Annotated in this window: 14 protein-coding genes and 1 pseudogene; 13 read left to right on the top strand and 2 right to left on the bottom strand. The window is 71.1% G+C overall.

Features of this window, described 5'->3' with window-relative positions:
• The first annotated feature begins 88 nt into the window (after positions 1 to 88).
• The 13 genes from ACFYYT_RS26035 (at position 89) to ACFYYT_RS25975 (ending at position 16,636) form a co-directional block, all read left to right on the top strand.
• Positions 89 to 814 (top strand): alpha/beta hydrolase, encoded by a 726-nt coding sequence (locus ACFYYT_RS26035; protein WP_351816003.1) that lies wholly within the window; start codon positions 89 to 91, stop codon positions 812 to 814.
• 104 nt (positions 815 to 918) lie between these two features.
• Positions 919 to 2,250 carry an extracellular solute-binding protein gene (locus ACFYYT_RS26030; RefSeq protein ID WP_351816006.1) on the top strand — a complete coding sequence of 444 codons (1,332 nt, stop codon included), beginning with the start codon at positions 919 to 921 and terminating at the stop codon, positions 2,248 to 2,250.
• The gene (locus ACFYYT_RS26025; protein WP_351816009.1) at positions 2,250 to 3,215 is read left to right on the top strand and encodes a sugar ABC transporter permease; all 966 of its coding nucleotides are present in this window, start codon (positions 2,250 to 2,252) and stop codon (positions 3,213 to 3,215) included. Before ACFYYT_RS26030 ends, ACFYYT_RS26025 begins: the two co-directional genes overlap by 1 nt.
• Positions 3,212 to 4,099 (top strand): carbohydrate ABC transporter permease, encoded by an 888-nt coding sequence (locus ACFYYT_RS26020; RefSeq protein ID WP_351816011.1) that lies wholly within the window; start codon positions 3,212 to 3,214, stop codon positions 4,097 to 4,099. The genes ACFYYT_RS26025 and ACFYYT_RS26020 overlap by 4 nt, the downstream gene beginning before the upstream one ends.
• Positions 4,096 to 6,864: an AAA family ATPase gene (locus ACFYYT_RS26015; protein WP_351816014.1), complete on the top strand. Its 2,769-nt coding sequence runs from the start codon at positions 4,096 to 4,098 to the stop codon at positions 6,862 to 6,864. The genes ACFYYT_RS26020 and ACFYYT_RS26015 overlap by 4 nt, the downstream gene beginning before the upstream one ends.
• Positions 6,865 to 6,999: 135 nt before the next feature.
• Complete coding sequence (locus ACFYYT_RS26010; protein WP_351816017.1) at positions 7,000 to 7,836, top strand: alpha/beta hydrolase; 837 nt, start codon at positions 7,000 to 7,002, stop codon at positions 7,834 to 7,836.
• 104 nt (positions 7,837 to 7,940) lie between these two features.
• Positions 7,941 to 9,026 carry an LLM class flavin-dependent oxidoreductase gene (locus ACFYYT_RS26005; protein ID WP_351816020.1) on the top strand — a complete coding sequence of 362 codons (1,086 nt, stop codon included), beginning with the start codon at positions 7,941 to 7,943 and terminating at the stop codon, positions 9,024 to 9,026.
• Positions 9,023 to 9,637: an FMN reductase gene (locus ACFYYT_RS26000; RefSeq protein WP_351816023.1), complete on the top strand. Its 615-nt coding sequence runs from the start codon at positions 9,023 to 9,025 to the stop codon at positions 9,635 to 9,637. The genes ACFYYT_RS26005 and ACFYYT_RS26000 overlap by 4 nt, the downstream gene beginning before the upstream one ends.
• A 61-nt stretch (positions 9,638 to 9,698) precedes the next feature.
• Entirely contained in the window at positions 9,699 to 12,572 is a 2,874-nt protein-coding gene (locus tag ACFYYT_RS25995; RefSeq protein WP_351816025.1) for an AAA family ATPase, read from the top strand.
• 137 nt (positions 12,573 to 12,709) lie between these two features.
• On the top strand, positions 12,710 to 13,957 hold the full coding sequence (locus tag ACFYYT_RS25990; RefSeq protein WP_351816028.1) for a helix-turn-helix domain-containing protein: 1,248 nt from the start codon (positions 12,710 to 12,712) through the stop codon (positions 13,955 to 13,957).
• A gap of 138 nt (positions 13,958 to 14,095) precedes the next feature.
• Entirely contained in the window at positions 14,096 to 14,947 is an 852-nt protein-coding gene (locus ACFYYT_RS25985) for an alpha/beta hydrolase (protein WP_351816030.1), read from the top strand.
• Positions 14,948 to 14,988: 41 nt separating this feature from the next.
• Positions 14,989 to 15,870, top strand: a complete 882-nt coding sequence (locus ACFYYT_RS25980) for a helix-turn-helix domain-containing protein (protein WP_388609404.1) — start codon at positions 14,989 to 14,991, stop codon at positions 15,868 to 15,870.
• 52 nt (positions 15,871 to 15,922) lie between these two features.
• Positions 15,923 to 16,636, top strand: a complete 714-nt coding sequence (locus tag ACFYYT_RS25975; RefSeq protein WP_351816036.1) for an alpha/beta hydrolase — start codon at positions 15,923 to 15,925, stop codon at positions 16,634 to 16,636.
• Between the two features lie 96 nt (positions 16,637 to 16,732).
• Here the strand turns inward: ACFYYT_RS25975 and ACFYYT_RS25970 are convergent.
• A pseudogene (locus ACFYYT_RS25970) lies at positions 16,733 to 16,981 on the bottom strand (DNA-binding protein); the annotation flags it as partial.
• 299 nt (positions 16,982 to 17,280) lie between these two features.
• Positions 17,281 to 18,294: a magnesium and cobalt transport protein CorA gene (locus tag ACFYYT_RS25965; protein ID WP_388609401.1), complete on the bottom strand. Its 1,014-nt coding sequence runs from the start codon at positions 18,292 to 18,294 to the stop codon at positions 17,281 to 17,283.
• Positions 18,295 to 18,381: the final 87 nt, after the last annotated feature.

Below are 18,381 nucleotides of genomic sequence, written 5' to 3'. Positions count from 1 at the left end.
AGTACACCGACCTGCCTCCCCCGTCCCCAACCGCATCCCCAACCGCATCCCCAGCCCCAGCCCCAGTCACGCACCGAGGAGTTCCCCCATGTCCCGACACGCCCGCCCCACCGTCGTCCTGGTCCACGGCGCCTTCGCCGATGCCTCCAGCTTCGCCCGCGTCATCCCCGAACTGGTCGCCGCCGGCATGGAAGTGGTGGCCCCGGCCGTGCCCAACCGCGGCCTCGTCGACGACGCCGCGTACATCGCCTCGGTGGTCCGCGCCGTCGAAGGTCCCGTGATCCTGGTCGGGCACTCCTACGGCGGTGCCGTCATCACCCTCGCCGGCACGGAGGACAACGTCCGCGCCCTGGTGTATCTCGCGGGATACGCGCTGGAGGAGGGCGAGAGCCTGGGTGAGCTGCAGGGCCGCTTCCCCGACTCCGGTCTCGCCGACGCGCTCGTCTACACCCCGTTCCCGGTGGCCGGCTCCACCGAGACCGGCACCGACGTCTCGGTGGAGATCGAGAAGTTCCCCGCCCTCTTCGCGGCGGACGTCGACCCTGACCTCGCCGCGGTGCTCGCCGTCTCCCAGCGCCCCCTGGCGGCACGGGCCTTCTCGGAGGCGGCGCCTGTCGCGGCGTGGAGGACCAAGCCCTCGTGGGGCCTGGTCGCCACCTCCGACCGCACGATCAACCCCGATGTGGAGCGCTACGGGTACGAGCGCGCCGGCATGACCACCGTCGAGGTCGACTCCTCCCATCTGGTCATGCTCGCCCATCCCAAGGCCGTGGCGGAGCTGATCCAGGACGCGGCCCGGTCCACCGCCCACTGACCCGATCGTTCAGGATCGAACGATTAGTCGATAATGTTCGAGCGCTGGTAGCTTCTGATCGCCCCCGAGGACCCCTTCGGCGGGTGATCGGAGAAGATACGCCCATGAGGTTCGGCGCGAGGCTCGCGCTCGCCGTCATCCCCCTCGCCGCCCTTGCCGCCGCCTGTGGTGTTCCGCGGGACAGTGGTTCGCAGTCGCACACCGCCGTGGACTGTGGGCCGTACGCCAGGTACGGCAAGCACCCCGGGACCAAGGTCACCGTCTACGCGGAGAACCGTGACCGGGAGGCCGACCTGTTCGAAGAGACCTGGGCGGACTTCGCGCACTGCACGGGAATCGACGTCCAGTACGAGGGGGACGGGGCGTTCGAGGCCCAGATTCAGCTCCGGGTCGACGGCGGGAGCGCGCCGGACGTGGCGTTCTTCCCTCAGCCCGGGCTCCTGGAACGCTTTGCGCGGGCGGGGAAGCTCAAGCCCGCGAGCGCCGGGGTCGTGGCCCTCGCACAGCAGGGCTGGTCGGCTGACTGGAACAGCTACGCGACCGTGAACGGCACCCTCTACGGCGCGCCGCTGGTCGCGAACGTGAAGTCGTTCGTCTGGTACTCGCCGAAGTTCTTCCGCGACAGGGGGCTGAGTGTTCCCCGCACGTGGTCGGAGCTGATGGCCGTGACGGAGAAGGTCGCGGCGTCGGGCGTCAAGCCGTGGTGCGCGGGCATCGAGTCTGCCGAGGCGACCGGCTGGCCCGTGACGGACTGGATCGAGGACGTCCTGCTGCGTCAGCAGGGCACGGATGTCTACGACCAGTGGGTCGCCCACAAGATCCCGTTCAACGACCCTCGGGTGATCAAGGCCGTGGACACCGTGGGGTCCATCCTCAAGAGCGACCGGTACGCCAACGGCGGTTTCGGCCAGGCCCGTTCGATGGCGTCGATCTCCTTCCAGGAGGCCGGCACACCGATCCTCTCCGGCGACTGTGCGATGCACCGCCAGGCCTCGTTCTATGCCGGCATGTGGCCGAAGGGCACCGAGATCGGACCGGACAAGGACGTCTACGCCTTCCTCCTGCCGGGGGACGACCCTGCCGACCGCCCCGTACTGGGCGGTGGGGTGTTCACCGCGGCGTTCGCAGACCGTCCCGAAGTGCGGGCGTTCCAGGAGTATCTGGCCTCCGCGGACTTCGCGAACGCGCGTATGAAGAGGGGCCCGTTCGTCTCGGCGAACAGGGGCGTGGATCCGGCGAACGCTGCGACCCCGGTCGACAGGCTCTCGATCCAGCTGCTCCAGGACCCCAGGACACAGTTCAGGTTCGACGGTTCGGACCTGATGCCCGCGTCGGTCGGCGCCGGGACGTTCTGGAAGGGAGCCGCCGACTGGATCGGCGGCGCGAGCACCCAGCAGGTGGCCGACTCCATCGAACGGTCCTGGCCGAGCCACTGATGCCGTTCGACACCGTCGCCCAGCAGCCCAAGCTGCTGTACCTGCTCCAGGGCGTCGCCGCCTTCGCGGCGGTGGTCTCCCTGATCCTGCTCGCGCTGCACCGGGGGCCGGTACGGAGGAGGGCCGCGGCCCTGATCCTGCTGGCCCCCGCGCTGCTGCTCCTCACGGTCGGTCTTCTCCTGCCCGGTCTGCGCACCCTGGTCCTGTCGTTCACCGACAGCGGGGGAGACGCGTGGGCCGGCTTCGACAACTACGTGTGGATGGTCACCGACCCCCGGGCACTGGTGGCGCTGCGCAACACCCTGGCGTGGGTGGTGCTTGTGCCGCTGCTGGCCACCTCGGTCGGTCTGCTCTACGCGGCGGCCGTCGTACGGTCGCGGTTCAGAGCGTTCGCGCTGTCCCTCGTCCTGATGCCGATGGTGATCTCCTTCGTCGGCGCGGGTGTCGTCTGGAAGTTCGTCTACGCCTACCGTCCCGCGGAGGCCGGGCAGATCGGGCTGCTGAACCAGCTCGTCGTCGCGTTCGGCGGCGAACCGAGGCAATGGCTCGTGGACTCTCCCTGGAACGTGCTGTTCCTCATCGCGGTGATGGTGTGGACACAGGCGGGCTTCGCGGCCGTCCTGCTGGCCGGTGCGATCAGGGCCGTTCCCGGAGAGCTGACCGAGGCGGCCCGGCTCGACGGCGCGTCCCCCCGGCAGATCTTCTGGCGGATCACCATGCCGTCGATCAGGCCCACGCTGCTCGTCGTGGTCCTCGCCCAGGCGATCGCCACCTTCAAGGCCTTCGACGTCGTCAAGACCATGACCGGCGGACAGTTCGGCACGGGCGTCATCGCCCACGAGATGTACGACCAGGCCTTCCGCTACGGCGAGACGGGCCGCGGCGCGGCGCTCGCCGTGCTCCTCTTCGTCCTCGTCACCCCCTTCGTCGCCCACCAGGTCCGGGCACAGCGGAGGACGGCGTGAACGGCGTCCGGGAGCGTCTCGCCTCCCGCGCCTTCACGTCGATCGCCGTGGTGATCGCGGTCCTCTGGACGACACCGACCCTCGGTCTGCTGCTCTCCTCGTTCCGTCCCGAGGAGGAGATCAAGACGACGGGCTGGTGGACCGTGTTCGGTACGCCGCGCCTCACGCTCGACAACTACGGCGAGGTGCTGTCCGGCGGCGGGAACGGGTCGGGGCGGCTCGCGGAGTACTTCGTCAACTCCGTCGTCATCACCGTTCCCTCGGTGCTGTTCCCGCTCGTGCTGGCGTTCTTCGCGGCGTACGCCCTGGCGTGGATCGACTTCAAGGGGCGGGACGCGCTCGTCGTCGGCATCTTCGCGCTCCAGGTCGTGCCGCTCCAGATGGCGCTCGTCCCCCTCCTGAAGCTGTTCTCCCAGGGCTGGCTGTTCCTGCACGCGTGGAACCTCACCGGTCCCGCGCGATTCGGGCAGGTCTGGTTCGCCCACACGGCCTTCGCGCTGCCGTTCGCGGTGTTCCTCCTGCACAACTTCCTGGCAGGGCTGCCCAGGGACCTGATCGAGGCCGCCCGCGTCGACGGCGCGTCACACGGGACGCTGCTGCTCCGGATCGTGCTGCCCCTGGCCCGCCCGGCCCTGGTCTCCTTCGCCATCATCCAGTTCATCTGGGTGTGGAACGACCTCCTCGTCGCACTGACCCTGTTGGGCGGAACGGCCGAGACCGCGCCGATGACGGTCAGACTGGCGAGCCTGGCCGGGACGTACGGCAACGAGTGGCAGCGGCTCACCGCAGGAGCCTTCGTGGCGGCGTTCGTCCCGCTGCTCGTCTTCTTCTCCCTCCGGCGGCACTTCGCGCGGGGACTGCTCGCCGGATCGGTCAAGGGATGAGCCCCGAGCGGCCCGAGGGAGCAGGCATCGCGGTGCCCGGGAGCGCGGGGCTGAGCCGGCCCGGGCTGCGGGGCCGCGAAGCCGAGCTGGAGCGGCTGCGCGCCCTGGTCGAGGCGGTGCGCGACGGCGAGGGAGGAGCGATCGCGCTGCTCCTGGGCGAGCCCGGGATCGGGAAGACCGTACTGCTGCAGGAGACCGTCTCGATCGCGCGGGCTCACGGGTTCGTCGTCAGCCATGGACGCGCCGAGGAACTGCACGAGCTGGCACCGCTCGCCTCACTGGCCTCCGGCCTCCTGCACGGCGACCCGCCGCTGCTGTCGAGCACGGACTTCGCAGACCTCGCGGGCCATCACGACCAGCGCGTCTGGCTCGTCGAACGACTGGCACAGCTGATCGAGGAACGCTCGGCGGGCACGCCCGTACTGATCGGTGTCGACGACGTCCAATGGGCCGACCCGCTGAGCCGGTTCGCCCTGAGTGTCATGCCGGCACGGCTGCTCAGCTCCCCGGTCCTCTGGCTGCTCACGGGCAGGAGCGATCCGGAACTGTACCGGCAGGGGCCGCGGACGACGACCCTCCCCCTCCGGCCGCTGTCCGACACGGCCCTGGCCGAGCTGGGACGGGACGTCCTCGGCGGGGACGTGCCGAAGAAGGTCGCGGAACTCCTCGACGGGGCCGGAGGCAACCCCTTCCTCGCGGCCGAGATGCTCACGGGCATCGCGGCGTCGGGCGCGGACGCGCCGGAGCCGCCGGAGCGGCTGGTCCGCGGTGTACGCGACCGGCTGGCCGACCTCCGGCCGGACACCCTCCACTTCCTGCGGATCGGCTCGGTCCTCGGCCGCGCGTTCTCGCTCGCGGACGCCGCCGCCCTGTGCGGCCGGCCCGCCTCCGGACTCGGCGCAGAAGTGGACGAGGCGATCGCCGCCGCCCTCCTCCACGATGACGGTGAACGCCTCCTGTTCCGCCACGACCTGCTCCGCCAGGCGGTGTACGCCGATCTCACCCCCTCCGTACGCCGGGCGCTGCACCGGGAGGCCGCGAGCCGGCTCGTCGCGGCGGGCCGGAGCTCCACCGACGCGGTCCCGCATCTGCTGAAGAGCGCCGAACCCGGCGACCAGGAGGCGATCGGGCTGCTCGGCACGGCCGTCACGGACGTGATCGCCGTGATGCCCGACCTCGCCGCCGACCTGGCCGTGCGCGCCCTGGAACTCGTACCGCCCCATGCGCCCATGGTGTTCGACGTGGGAGAACGGGCCATCGTCGCGCTGACCCGTGCGGGCCGGTACACCCAGGCGCGGGATACCGGCGACGCGCTGCTCGCCCGGCAGCCGCCCCTGGATGTCTTCGCCCGTCTGCAGTCCGTGCTCGGCGACGCGCTGTGGCACCTCGACGACGTCCACGAGCTGACCCGCCGCTCGACGGCAGCACTGGCAGCCGTCACCGACCCGACGATCCGCGCCCGGCTCACCGCCCGGCAGGCCCTCGCCCGTTCCCGCGGGCGCGACCTCGGGGCCGCCCGCGAGACCGGCGAACGGGCGCTCGCCGAGGCGGAGCGGTCCGGTGACCGGGAGGCCCGTGTCCTCGCGCTGTGGGGCCTCGGCGAGATCGCCCTCAACGCGGGCGACTGCGCCGCCGCCGTCGAACACCACACGGCGCTGAGCGTGTTCGACACGGCCTTCCTGCCCGAGGAGGCCGTCGCCCGGATCCACATGGACGACTTCGACACCGTACGACGACTGCTCCGGACGGGGGGCGACGCTCCCCTGCGCCCCGCCATGCTGATCTGGGCCCAGGGAACCCTCAACATGGGGCTCGGCCTGCTCGACGACGCGGACGCCGACTTCGTCACCGCCGAGCGGCTCGAAGCGGACCTCCACTTGCCCGGCAACCTCGTCAACATCCGCGTCAACCGCGGCCTCCTCGCGATGCTGCGCGGCGACCGCGAAGCCGCGCGGGAACACCTGGACGTCGTGCGGGCGGCCGTGGCCGAGCGGCCGAACACGGGCAACCACGCCACGCACCAGTACTTCGAGGCCGTCGCCGCCGACGCCGACGGCGACCACGCGGCAGCGGCCGAACTGGTCCGGTCCGTGCAGCGTGACCACCCCTTCCTCCGATGGCGGCTCCTGCGCCCCCATGTCGTCCAGGCCGTGCGCATCGCCCTGCGCGGCGGGGACCGTCACCTGGCCGAGGACCTCGCGGCCCAGGCTGTCGAACACGCCACCCGCAACCCCGGCGTGCCGACCGCCCAGGGGGCGGCCGCCCACGCGTCCGCCCTGGCGAACGCCGACCACGGACTCCTGGAGCGGTCGGTCCGCGTCCTCCTCACCGGCCCCCGGCCGCTGCCCCTCGCCGCCGCATCCGCCGACCTCGGGCGCGCGCTCCTCACCGCAGGCGACCCCGCCGCGACACCCGCCCTGACCAGGGCCCACGACATCTACACCCGGGCGGGGGCCGATGCCGAAGCCGAGTGGGTCCGGGCCGATCTGGAACGGGCCACCAGCCGCTCCGGCCGGCGCACCGGAGGCCTCCGGCCGCGCCCCGCCCAGGGCTGGGACGCGCTCACGGCCTCGGAACGCAAGGTGGCCCGGCTGATCGCCGCGGGCCACACCAACCGGTCGGCCGCGGAGGCCCTCGTCGTCTCCCCGCACACGGTCAACACCCACCTGGCATCGATCTTCCGCAAGCTCTCGGTGCGCTCACGGGTCCACCTGGCCCGGATCGCGCTTGCGGAGGGCGACACCGCAACCGCCACCGGTGGCTGAGTGACCTCTGCGCCCCCGTGCAAGGCGTGGTGCGCGGTACGGCAACAGGAGGTGTGGGACCGGTCCTAGCGTGACGGGCATGCCGCGCCGCTTCGACGCGCGGACCAGCCGAACCCGAATCGAGGAAGCCTCCCCATGCCGTACATCACCGTGGGCCAGGAGAACACCAACCCCATCGAGCTGTACTTCGAGGACCAGGGTGCCGGGCAGCCCGTCGTCCTCATCCACGGCTTCCCGCTCGACGGCCACTCCTGGGAGCGCCAGAGCGCCGCGCTGCTCGACGCCGGCTACCGCGTGATCACGTACGACCGCCGCGGTTTCGGACGGTCCTCGCAGCCGACCATCGGCTACGACTACGACACCTTCGCGGCCGACCTGAACACCGTGATGGAGACCCTCGACCTGAACGACGCCGTCCTGGTCGGTTTCTCCATGGGCACCGGCGAGGTCGCCCGCTACGTGTCCACCCACGGCTCCGGCCGTGTCGCCAAGGTCGCCTTCCTGGCCTCGCTCGAGCCCTGCCTGCTCAAGAGCGACGACAACCCGGACGGCGTCGCCCCGAAGGAGTTCTTCGACGGCGTCGTCGCCGCCGTCAAGGCCGACCGCTACGCCTACTACACGGCCTTCTTCAACGACTTCTACAACCTCGACGAGAACCTGGGCACCCGCATCAGCGAGGAGGCCGTCCGCAGCAGCTGGAACACCGCGGTCCGCGGCGGCTCCTTCGCCGCGTCCGCCGCGCCGGCGACCTGGTACACCGACTTCCGCGCCGACATCCCCGCCGTCGACGTGCCGGCCCTGATCCTGCACGGCACCGCCGACCGCATCCTGCCGGCCGAGGGCACGGCGCGCCCGTTCCACGAGGCGCTCCCGTCGGCCGACTACGTCGAGATCGAGGGCGCCCCGCACGGTCTGCTGTGGACCCACGCCGAGGAGGTCAACACCGCCCTCCTCGCCTTCCTGGCGAAGTGACCCCGCACCGTTGACCCGCCGGGGTGACGCCGGAGCCCCCGGCGTCACCCCGGCCCCCGGTTCCCCGGCGCGGGAACCGGACGAGCTCAGGAGAGCAGACACCCATGCAGTTCGGCATCTTCACCGTCGGGGACGTGACCCCCGATCCCACCAACGACCGCACTCCGACCGAACGCGAGCGCATCAAGGCGATGGTCACCATCGCGCTCAAGGCCGAGGAGGTCGGCCTGGACGTCTTCGCGACCGGCGAGCACCACAACCCGCCGTTCGTACCGTCGTCGCCGACCACCATGCTCGGCTACATCGCCGCCCGCACCGAGAAGCTGATCCTGTCCACGTCCACGACGCTGATCACCACGAACGACCCGGTGAAGATCGCCGAGGACTACGCGATGCTCCAGCACCTGGCCGACGGCCGTGTCGACCTCATGCTGGGGCGCGGCAACACCGGTCCGGTCTACCCGTGGTTCGGCCAGGACATCCGCCAGGGCATCAACCTCGCCAAGGAGAACTACGCGCTGCTGCGCCGGCTGTGGCGCGAGGACGTCGTGGACTGGGAGGGCACGTTCCGGACGCCGCTCCAGGCCTTCACCTCGACACCGCGGCCCCTGGACGGCGTCCCGCCCTTCGTCTGGCACGGCTCCATCAGGTCCCCCGAGATCGCGGAGCAGGCCGCCTTCTACGGCGACGGCTTCTTCCACAACAACATCTTCTGGCCGGCCGACCACACCCGGCGCATGGTGCAGCTCTACCGGCGCCGGTTCGCGCACCACGGCCACGGCCGGCCGGAGGACGCCGTCGTCGGCCTGGGCGGACAGGTCTTCATGCGCAAGAACTCCCAGGACGCCGTCCGGGAGTTCCGGCCCTACTTCGACAACGCGCCGGTGTACGGCCACGGCCCGTCGCTGGAGGACTTCACCGAGCAGACCCCGTTGACGGTGGGCTCTCCCCAGCAGGTCATCGAGCGGACCCTGTCGTTCCGGGATGCCGTCGGCGACTACCAGCGCCAGCTGTTCCTGATGGACCACGCGGGCCTGCCCCTGAAGACCGTCCTTGAACAGCTCGACATCCTCGGTGAAGAGGTCGTGCCCGTGCTGCGGAGGGAGTTTGCGAAGGGACGTCCGGCCGACGTGCCGGAGGCCCCCACGCACGCGTCCCTTCGAGCCGTCCGGGAGGTGTCCGCCGCATGAAGCTGACCGTCGTCTCCGCGGGGCTGAGCACCCCCTCCTCCACCCGCCTGCTCGCCGACCGGCTGGCCGAGGCGGCCCGCGACGAACTCGCCGCCCGGGGACGGGCGCCGTCGGCCGAGGTCGTGGAGCTGCGGGAACTGGCCGGCGACATCGCCAACCACCTCGTGACCGGCTTTCCGCCGCCGCGGCTGAGCGCCGCGATCGACGCGGTGACGGCGGCTGACGGTCTGATCGTGGTGACTCCCGTGTTCGCGGCTTCCTACAGCGGTCTCTTCAAGTCCTTCTTCGACGTGATCGATCCGGACGCCCTCTCCGGGAAGCCGGTCGTGATCGCGGCGACGGGCGGTACCGCCCGCCACTCCCTGGTCCTTGAGCACGCTGTGCGCCCGCTCTTCGCCTATCTCCGCGCCGTCGTCGTCCCCACCGCCGTGTTCGCGGCCTCCGAGGACTGGGGCTCGGGGGGAGACCAGTACACCGACGGCCTGCCCGGCCGCGTCCGCCGGGCGGGTGTCGAGCTCGCCGCACTCATGGCGGCGCGCCCGGTCGGTGAAGAGCCCGAGGGCGACGTCACCGACCTCGAACGGCAACTCGCCGACCTGCGCTTCGACTGAGACGGGCCCCTGGGCCGGGCGACGGCGGTGGTGGTTCATATGGTTCATACTGTTCCGCCGTATGAGCGTGAACCGAGTGACGACGAAGACCGTGCCCGAGGAACTCGAGGGTGTACGGACGCCGCTCCGTGGCAGGGACGCCGAACTGGCGTTCATCGAGGCGCGGCTCGGCGCGCTCGACCGGGGCGAAGGCGGGATCATCCGCGTCGAAGGCCCCGTCGGCATCGGCAGGTCCAGGATCCTCGCGGAGGCCGCGGCGGCCGCGAGGCGGCGGGGGACGAGGGTGTTCGAGGGAGCGGCGGACCCGGGCGAACAGTTCGTGCCGCTCGGCCCGCTCCTCGACGGTCTGCTCTCCGCCGAGGTACCGCTGTCGGGCGCCGTCCGTCTCAGGGATCTCGCCACGACGCCCGGCCAGCGCTTCTGGCTGCTCCAGGAACTGGGGGACCGCCTGCGGGAGACGGCTCGAAACGGCCCCCTGCTCGTCGTCCTCGACGACCTCCAATGGTGCGATGACCTGACCCTTCTCACCTTCAACACCCTCGCGGCCGGGCTCTCGTCGCACGCCATCCTCTGGCTGGTCGCCGTGCGCGGCGGCAGCGTGCCGTCGGGAGTGCGCACGACCCTGGACCGGATCCGGCAGGCAGGCGCACACGAACTGGCGCTGGGAGCGCTGGACGACCAGACGACCACACGGATCACCGAGGACGTCCTCGGCGCCGCTCCCGACCCCGACGTCCTCCGCATCGCCCGCCGCGCCGAAGGAGTCCCGCAGCTGCTGGTCGAGCTGCTCGGCTCGCTGCGGCAGGCGGTGACGATCGAGAACGGCACGGCCAGGCTGTCGGCCGGACCTCCCGCCCCACGGGAACTCCCCTCTGTCGTGCGCCGCCTCGACCAGCTGTCCGACGAGGCACGGGAGCTGGTGCAGACGGCGGCCGCCGTGGGCGTCCCGGTCACCGTCGCGCTGCTGGCCGAACTGCTCGGCAGGTCTTCGGCGGCGCTCATCACAGCGGTACGGGAATCCCTCGACGCCGATCTGCTCACCGAAAGCGGCGATCGCCTCGCCTTTCGCCACGACTTGATCCGCGAGGCGGTGGAAGCCGGTCTCCCCCTGCCCCTGCGTCAGGCCCTGCGTGGTCAAGCCGCCGAGCTGCCGCCGGGGAGCCCGGCCTGCCCCGTCGAGCGTCCCGGGCCGTCGGCCGGGAGAGCACCGGCAGATGCGGCGGAGGCCTGGAGAGCGGGGCCGGGAGACGTGGCGGAGGCCGACCGGCTGCGCACCGCCGCGGCGGAACTCGCGGCCACCGCTCCCGGGCCCGCCGCGGAACGCAGCCTCAAGGCCCTGGAACTCACCACGGCGGACGCTCCGGAGCGGCCGCGGGTCATCGCCGAGACGATCCCGCTGCTCTGGCAGACGGGCCGGGCCGCCCAGGCACGTGAGCTGGGAACCTCCGCCCTGGCTACCGGCGGTCTCGGACCTGAGGACGAGGCACGCATACGCCTTGCCCTGGCACGCCTCGCCGTACCGTTCGACTTCTCCGAGGCGGCCCGGCAGGCCCGCGCCGGGGCGGCACTGCCCGGGATCCCCGTGGAGGTGAGGGGGCGACTGCTCGCCATGCTCGCTGTCGGCCTGTCGATGGCGGGTGAGCACTCGGCGGCCGAGCAGGTCGCCGCGGAGGCGTGGGAGACCGCAGCGGCAGCGGGGGACCGCTCCGCCGAGGCCACGTTGACGACGGTCCGCTCGGCCGTGAGTTTCCACCGCATGGACCTGGCCGAGGCGTTCCGTCAGGCCGAGCGGTCCGCCGCGCTGGCCGACGCCCTGGGCGTCAGCACCTCGCTGTGGGTTCCGGAGGCCTTGTGGCACGCTCTCCTGTCGAACACCACCGGACGTTGCGCGGAGGCGCTCGCCGCCGCGGAGGACGGCATCCGGGTCACCAGGGAGCAGGGCCGGACGGCCGCCACCCGTATGTGGCTCATGACCCGCTCCCGCATCCTTCTGGAGGCCGGACGGCTGACGGACGCCCGGGCCGACGCCGAAGCCGCGTCCGCGACGGCCGACGATCTCGGCCCGGGCAACCTCGCCGACGTCACGCTCCGGTACGTGATGATGCGCGTCGCCCTGCACACCAACGACCGGCGGACCGCACGGGCGTACGCGGCGGAGGCGAGGCGCATGCGGAGCGACGGCGCACCCGTCGTCCGGCACTTCGGCTCCTGGATGCTGGCACTGATGGCCGACTTCGAAGGCCGGCCCGACCGTGCCATGGCCGAACTCGACGAGGTGATGACGTCGCGCGCCGCGGACCGGCCGGCCTACGCCGGCTTGGTCGACCCCGCCGACGCCCCGGTCCTCGTCCGCCTGGCGCTGCGTGCCGGCGCGCACGAACGGGCCGCGCAGGCAGTGGCCCTGGCCGAGCGACTGACCGTGCTCAACCCCGGTCTCACGTTCCTGGCCGCCACCGCCGCGCACGCCCGGGGGCTCCTCGACAACGACCTCGCCCCTCTCGTACGTGCCGTCCGGCTGTACGAGGACTGCCCTCGGCCGTTGGCCCGGGCGTCGGCACTGGAGGACGCCGGACGCAAGCTGGCGGTCACCCGCAGGTCCGAAGCGGTGCCGTACTTCGACACGGCCCTCGCCCTCTACGTGAGAGCCGGCGCCGAGCGGGACGTCGCACGCGTCCACCGGCGCCTGAGGGCCGCCGGCGTCCGCCGCCGGCCCTCGACGGCCGGCCTCTCCGGTGCATGGCCCGAGCTGACGGCCGCGGAGATACGGGTGGTACGGCTCGTGGCCCGTGGGCTGACCAACCGACAGGTCGCCGAGCACCTCTCCCTCTCGCCGCACACGGTGGGTTCGCACCTGCGCCGGGCCTTCACCAAGCTGGACATCACCTCGCGTGTGGAGCTGACCCGGCTGGTGAAGCATCGCGACAGCGGAGAGTAATCACTTCGTATCCTCCGTAGGCGTCATGGCAATGGACGATTCGTGTGATGTGCCGACGTCGTCGCTTCCTCAGACTGATCAAGAGCCGCGGAATGGAAAAGTCCGCGGGGAACCGTTGGTCGAGAGAGGAACAGCGCATGACCGTAAGGCTCCAGCGAGCCCGCCCCGGCAGCCCTGAGCTCCAGGCGCTTGTCGACGAGCTCGCGGAGCGGCTCGGCCGGTCCGTCGCCGTCGACGACCCGCTGGTCCGCATGGTCTGCACGAGTCGCCACTTCGGCGACGAGGACCCGGTGCGCATCGGCACCCTGTTGCAGGGCCGCGCCGACAACGCGACCATCCGCTACGTCCTCGCCCAGGGCGTGACCCAGTGGTCCCGAGCCGGATTCATCGATGGCCGTGACGATCTCGGACTGCTGCCCCGTTACGTCGTGCCCCTGCGCGAGCGCGGGCATCTTTTCGGACTGCTCCTGGTGGTCGTGCCCGAGAAGACGCTCGCAGAGCACGAGACACGTGCCATCGCCCGGGCCGCGGACGCCATGGCCGTCCAGATGCACGGAGAGCAGATCGCAACCGACACCCGGAAGTCCGACGAGCGGGACCTCGTCCTCGAACTCGTCGGCACCGACGTCGCCGCCCGTACCACCGCACGGCGGCGAGGCAAGGAACTCGGACTGCTCGGAGCAGCCGAGCACGTCCTGGTCACCGTAGTCCAGCTGAGCTGCGCGACGGAGCTCGTGCGGCAGTCCGAGGCGGCCCTGTGGGGGGCACTGGAGGGGTTCCGGCAGACGCGTTCGGCCCAGGGCCTCATCGCGATCGGTAAGGAGCGGGCGACACTGCTCCAGCTGCGCGACCGCCCACCCGGCCAGGACGAGGTCACCGCACAGTCCGCTCGCATCCTGGACGAACTCCGCACCTTCCTGGGCCCGTCGGCGGGCCCCGTGATCGGCGTCGGCGGCCGGCACCCCAGCCTGGACGACGCATGGACGTCGTACGAGCAGGCGCTCGTGGCGGCACGCGCGGCACGCCGACTGCCCACCCTGAACAGCGCCGGTGACTGGGAGCTGCTCGGGGAGCTCGCGGTGCTGCTCCAGCTCCCCGAGCACGCCCTGAACGCGTCTTTGGTCCCGAAGCCGCTCCGTACCCTGAGCGACACTCATGGCGGCGACCGCCTGCGGGACACCCTGCGCTGCTTCCTCGAACACGCGGGATCGATTCCCCGGACCGCGGACACGCTGGGAATCCACCGCACCTCGCTCTACTACCGCCTGCGCCAGATTCAGGAGATCACCGGACTCGACCTCGACAACGGCGCCCACCGGCTCACTCTGCACCTCGGCCTCAGGATCGGGGAACTCCTCGCCCCGGTCGGCGACGGGGCCGTCTGACCACGGACTCGCTTCGACAAAGCGAGGAGGATCCACGGCCCGATTCCTACAGCTCGCGGTGGTGCGGGCGGCGGGCCCCATTCGATGATGTTCGGGACGGGCGGGACCGATGTACCGCCTCTGACCAGGGGAGAGGTCATGAAGGAACTGATCACGACGGACGGCGCGCGGCTCGCGTACCAGGACACCGGCGGCGAGGGCGTCCCGCTGGTGATGCTGCACGGCTGGGGGCAGACGCAGGCGATGTTCCGCCACCAGATCGAGGGGTTGGCGCCCGGCCGTCGCGTCGTCACCGTCGACCTCCGCGGCCATGGGAAGTCCGGCAAGCCGCGTCACGGCTACCGCATCGCCCGGCTCTCCCGCGATGTGCTCGAACTCGTCGACCATCTCGGTCTTGACCGTTTCGACGCACTGGGCTGGTCCATGGGCGTCTCGGTGTGGTGGAGCTTCATCGACCAGTACGGGACCGGCCGGATCCGGCGCTTCGTCGCCGTCGACCAGCCCGCGGCGGTCGCGGCCGTGCCCTGGATGACCGAGCGGGAACAGCGGGACTCCGGTGCCATCTTCGATGTCTCGGGGCTGTTGTACCTGGGTGCGGCCCTCGCGGGGCCGGAGGGCGACACGGTCCGCGCCGACTTCGTGCGCGGCATGTTCTCCGGCGAGCCCGACCCCGAGGTGCTGGCCTTCGTCGGCGAGGAGATCCGGTCGACACCCGCCCCCGCGGGCGTACCGCTGCTGTTCGACCACTGCGCGCAGGACTGGCGCGACGTGCTTCCCCGGATCGACGTGCCGACCCTGGTGATCGGCTGTGAGGGAAGCCATGTGCACCCCGATTCGCAGCGCTTCGTCGCCGAGCGGATTCCCGGCGCACGCCTGCACGTCTTCGCCTCCGACGTGGCGAGCTCGCACTTCCCCTTCCTGGAGAACCCGTCGGCCTTCAATGCCGTGGTGGAGAAGTTCCTGGCCGAGGAGCCGGCGAACGGCGCGTGAGTCCGCCCTCCGCCCGCAGGCACCTACGGCTAGGAATCCCCATGACCCTCACACTGATGTCACGTGCGCCCCGACGGGTGCCCCGGCCGGCGCCCGATCCGGCCTCGCCCTCCCCCCGCTCGGGGTGGCTGGTCCAGATGCTTTCCGAGATGCCGGAGACGAACGACCGGACCCACGTCTACCTCGGCGTCCATGTCCGTGGGCCCGTCACCGTCGTCCACGAGCACGCCAAGACCCTGTTGGAGCCGAACGACCTGGTCTTCTGCGACCCGGCCCGACGGCGTCTGCTGCAGTTCGGAGAAAACTGCCAGATGATCTTCTTCCGAGTGCCCCGGTGCTACCTGGGCGTCACGGAGTCGGAACTGAACCAGGTGCTCGGCGTACCCGTACGCGGCGGGGAGGGGATCGGGGCGCTGGCGTCCGACTTCCTGACCTCGCTCGCCGCCAAGGCGGAGTTCCGACGGTCCACGATCGGGGACCGGCGTGCCCGGACGGCCGTCCACCTTCTCTCCGTCCTGGTCATGGAGCTCCTCGAAGCGGACACGTCGGAGGAGGCCGACGACGCGTCCGGGGCCGTCAACGAGATGCTGTCCCGTATCCACGGCTACATCGAAGAGCATCTGATGGACCCGGACCTCTCACCGGAGTCGATCGCACGCGCCCACCACATCTCCGTCCGGTACCTGCAGAAGCTCTTCCAGAACGACGGCAGCACGGTGAGCCAATGGGTGCGGCGGCGCAGGCTCGAATTCTGCCGGCTCGAACTGGGCCGCTCCAACCGGAGGATCACCATGGCCGCGGTGGCACACCGCTGGGGCTTCAGCAGCCCCTCGCACTTCAGCCGCACGTTCCGCGGGGCCTACGGCATGAGCCCCAGCGAATGGCAGGCGCTGGCGACCTCGGCCTTCGCGACGACGACGTGACGACGACGTGACGACGCCCCTCACGCGGCCCGACACCGAGAAGAGAACTCGCATGACCAACCCCACCGTCGTCCTCGTGCACGGTGCCTTCGCCGACGCGACAGGCTGGATAGGCGTCATCTCGGAACTGCGCAGCAGCGGCATCCCGGTGATCGCTCCGTCGAACCCGCTGCGGGGCCTGACGTCGGACGCCGCCTACCTCGCCTCCGTCCTGGCCCAGGTCGACGGCCCGGCCGTGCTCGTCGGCCACGCGTACGGCGGTGCGCTGATCACCGTGGCCGGCACCGCGGAGAACGTAGTGGGGCTCGTCTACGTGGCCGCCTACGTGCCCCACGAGGGCGAGAGCCTCGGCCAGCTCCAAGGGGGCTTCCCCGAGTCCCCGCTGACGGGCAGCCTGAAGGAGTGGACCTACCCGCTCCCCGACGGCGACTTTGGGGTCGAGGTCACCATCGAGGAGAAGGCCTTTCCCTCCGTGTTCGCGGCGGACGTGCCCGAGGACGTCGCCGGCATCCTGGCAGCGGCCCAACGCCCCCTCGCCACGGCCGCCTTCACCGAGACCGCGTCCGCGGCGGCCTGGCGGACCAAACCGTCCTGGGCCCTGGTGGCCGGGGCGGACCGCACGATCAGCCCCGAGGTCCAGCGCTTCGGCGCCGCACGGGCCGGCGCCGTCGTCGTCGAACTTCCGGACGCCTCCCACGCCGTCGTCCTCTCCGAGCCCACACGGGTCGCCGACCTGATCAGGGACGCGGTACGGGCGACGAGCTGACCGACCTACGCAACGACAGGAGCGGGACCGGGCCAGTCGGGGTGTCACCCCGCGCTCGGGCCGGGCCCGGCCCGAAACGGAGGACCTACCCACCTGGCCGTGCAATCCGGCCGTGCGCAGCAGGGTGGCGACGGCCTGGGTGACCGGTTCGACCCGCAGTTGGGATGGCGTCCACTTCAGGGCGGCGTCGTTGATCCGGGGGTGGATCACCTCGACGAGAACCGCGGCGGAGGTGATCACCGGTAGGTCGGCGTCGCGGGCGGCGGCGAGCCATTGGCGGACCTTGCGATCGCGTTGCAGGGCCTTGGCCAGGCACTCGCCGTCCAGGACGAGCGCGCCACTCACGCGGCCGCCCCGGCGTCGGAGGCCGGCCGCCGGTGAGCTGCGCCGGGGCTGGCCGACCGGCCGGCGGGCGGGCTTGATGGCGCAGGCATGAGGACCGGTTGGCGGCTCCCGTTCTCCCCCAAATCCCCCCACCGTCCTTGGAGCCTCGAAAGCCGAGGTCAGGGGCCCCTTTGGGGGTAGGGCGAGGAGATCACCCGCATGTATTCCCCCCAGGGACTCCCCACGGCCACTTCCGGGGCGATCTGTGAGTGACGCGAAAGCGAAGTGCGAAGGATTGCTGAGTGTGATGCGAGGGGTGCTTAGAGCCAGTCCCGTCGCTTGAAAATCACGTACAAACTGATGCAAACCACCCCCATGAGGCAGATCGCCAGAGGGTATCCGAAGCTCCAACCCAACTCAGGCATGGACTCAAAGTTCATGCCGTAGATAGTTCCGACGAGTGTGGGAGCAAACAAAATGGCGGCCCAGGAGGAGATCTTCTTGATCTCCTCGTTCTGTTCGAAGCCGGCTTCGGCCAGGGCGCGCATTTCGGCGTTCTGTTGTTGGGAGACCAGGGTGGCGTTGACCGTGAGGATTTCGGTGAGGGCCTGGCGGAAGCCGTCCACGCGTTCGCTGGTGTGGGTGACGTGGTCCGCCACGTCGCGGAGGTAGCGCTGGAGTTCCTCGTCCGTGCCGTATTTGGCGAAGCCGGCCATCAGGCTGTGGAGCATGCCGACCAGGGGGCGGGTGGCGCGTTGGAACTCGACCATTTCGCGGGAGAGTTCGTAGATGCGGCGGGAGACTTCCGGGTCGCCGCGGAAGACCTCCGTCTCGATTTCGTCCATGTCGTTCTGGACGCCCGAGACGACCGGGGCGTAGCCGTCCACCACCGCGTCGAGGATCGCGTACAGGGCGGCTTCCGGGCCGAGGGAGAGGAGCTCCGGGTTCGCCTCCATGCGGCGGCGGACGGCGGAGAGGTCGGGGGCGGCGCCGTGGCGGACGGTGATGAGGAAGTCCGGGCCGACGAAGACGTGGAGTTCGCCGAACTCGACCTCCTCCGGGGCGTCCAGGTAGCGGGCCGCGCGCAGAACCACGAAGAGGGTGTCGCCGTAGCGCTCCAGCTTCGGGCGCTGGTGGGCCTCCAGGGCGTCCTCGATCGAGAGCGGGTGGAGGTTGAACTCGGCTGCCAGGGAGTGGAGTTCTGCTTCGGTGGGGCGGTGCAGGCCGATCCAGGCCATGCCGCCCCGCTGTTCGCGCAGCTGGCGGAAGGTGTCCGCGAGGGTGGCCGGGGAGGCGACCCGGCAGCCGTCGCGGTAGACGGCGGAGTCGACCACGCTCCGGTGGTCCGGGGGGAGGGGCGTGGGCGGGCGGAGGCCTCCCGAGCGCTTCGCGGGCGGGGGGCGGCGGTCTGGGCGCTCCGG

This window comes from Streptomyces sp. NPDC002032 (assembly GCF_042890765.1).
Taxonomy (GTDB): Bacteria; Actinomycetota; Actinomycetes; order Streptomycetales; family Streptomycetaceae; genus Streptomyces.
This window is presented reverse-complemented; position numbering and strand designations above follow the sequence as displayed.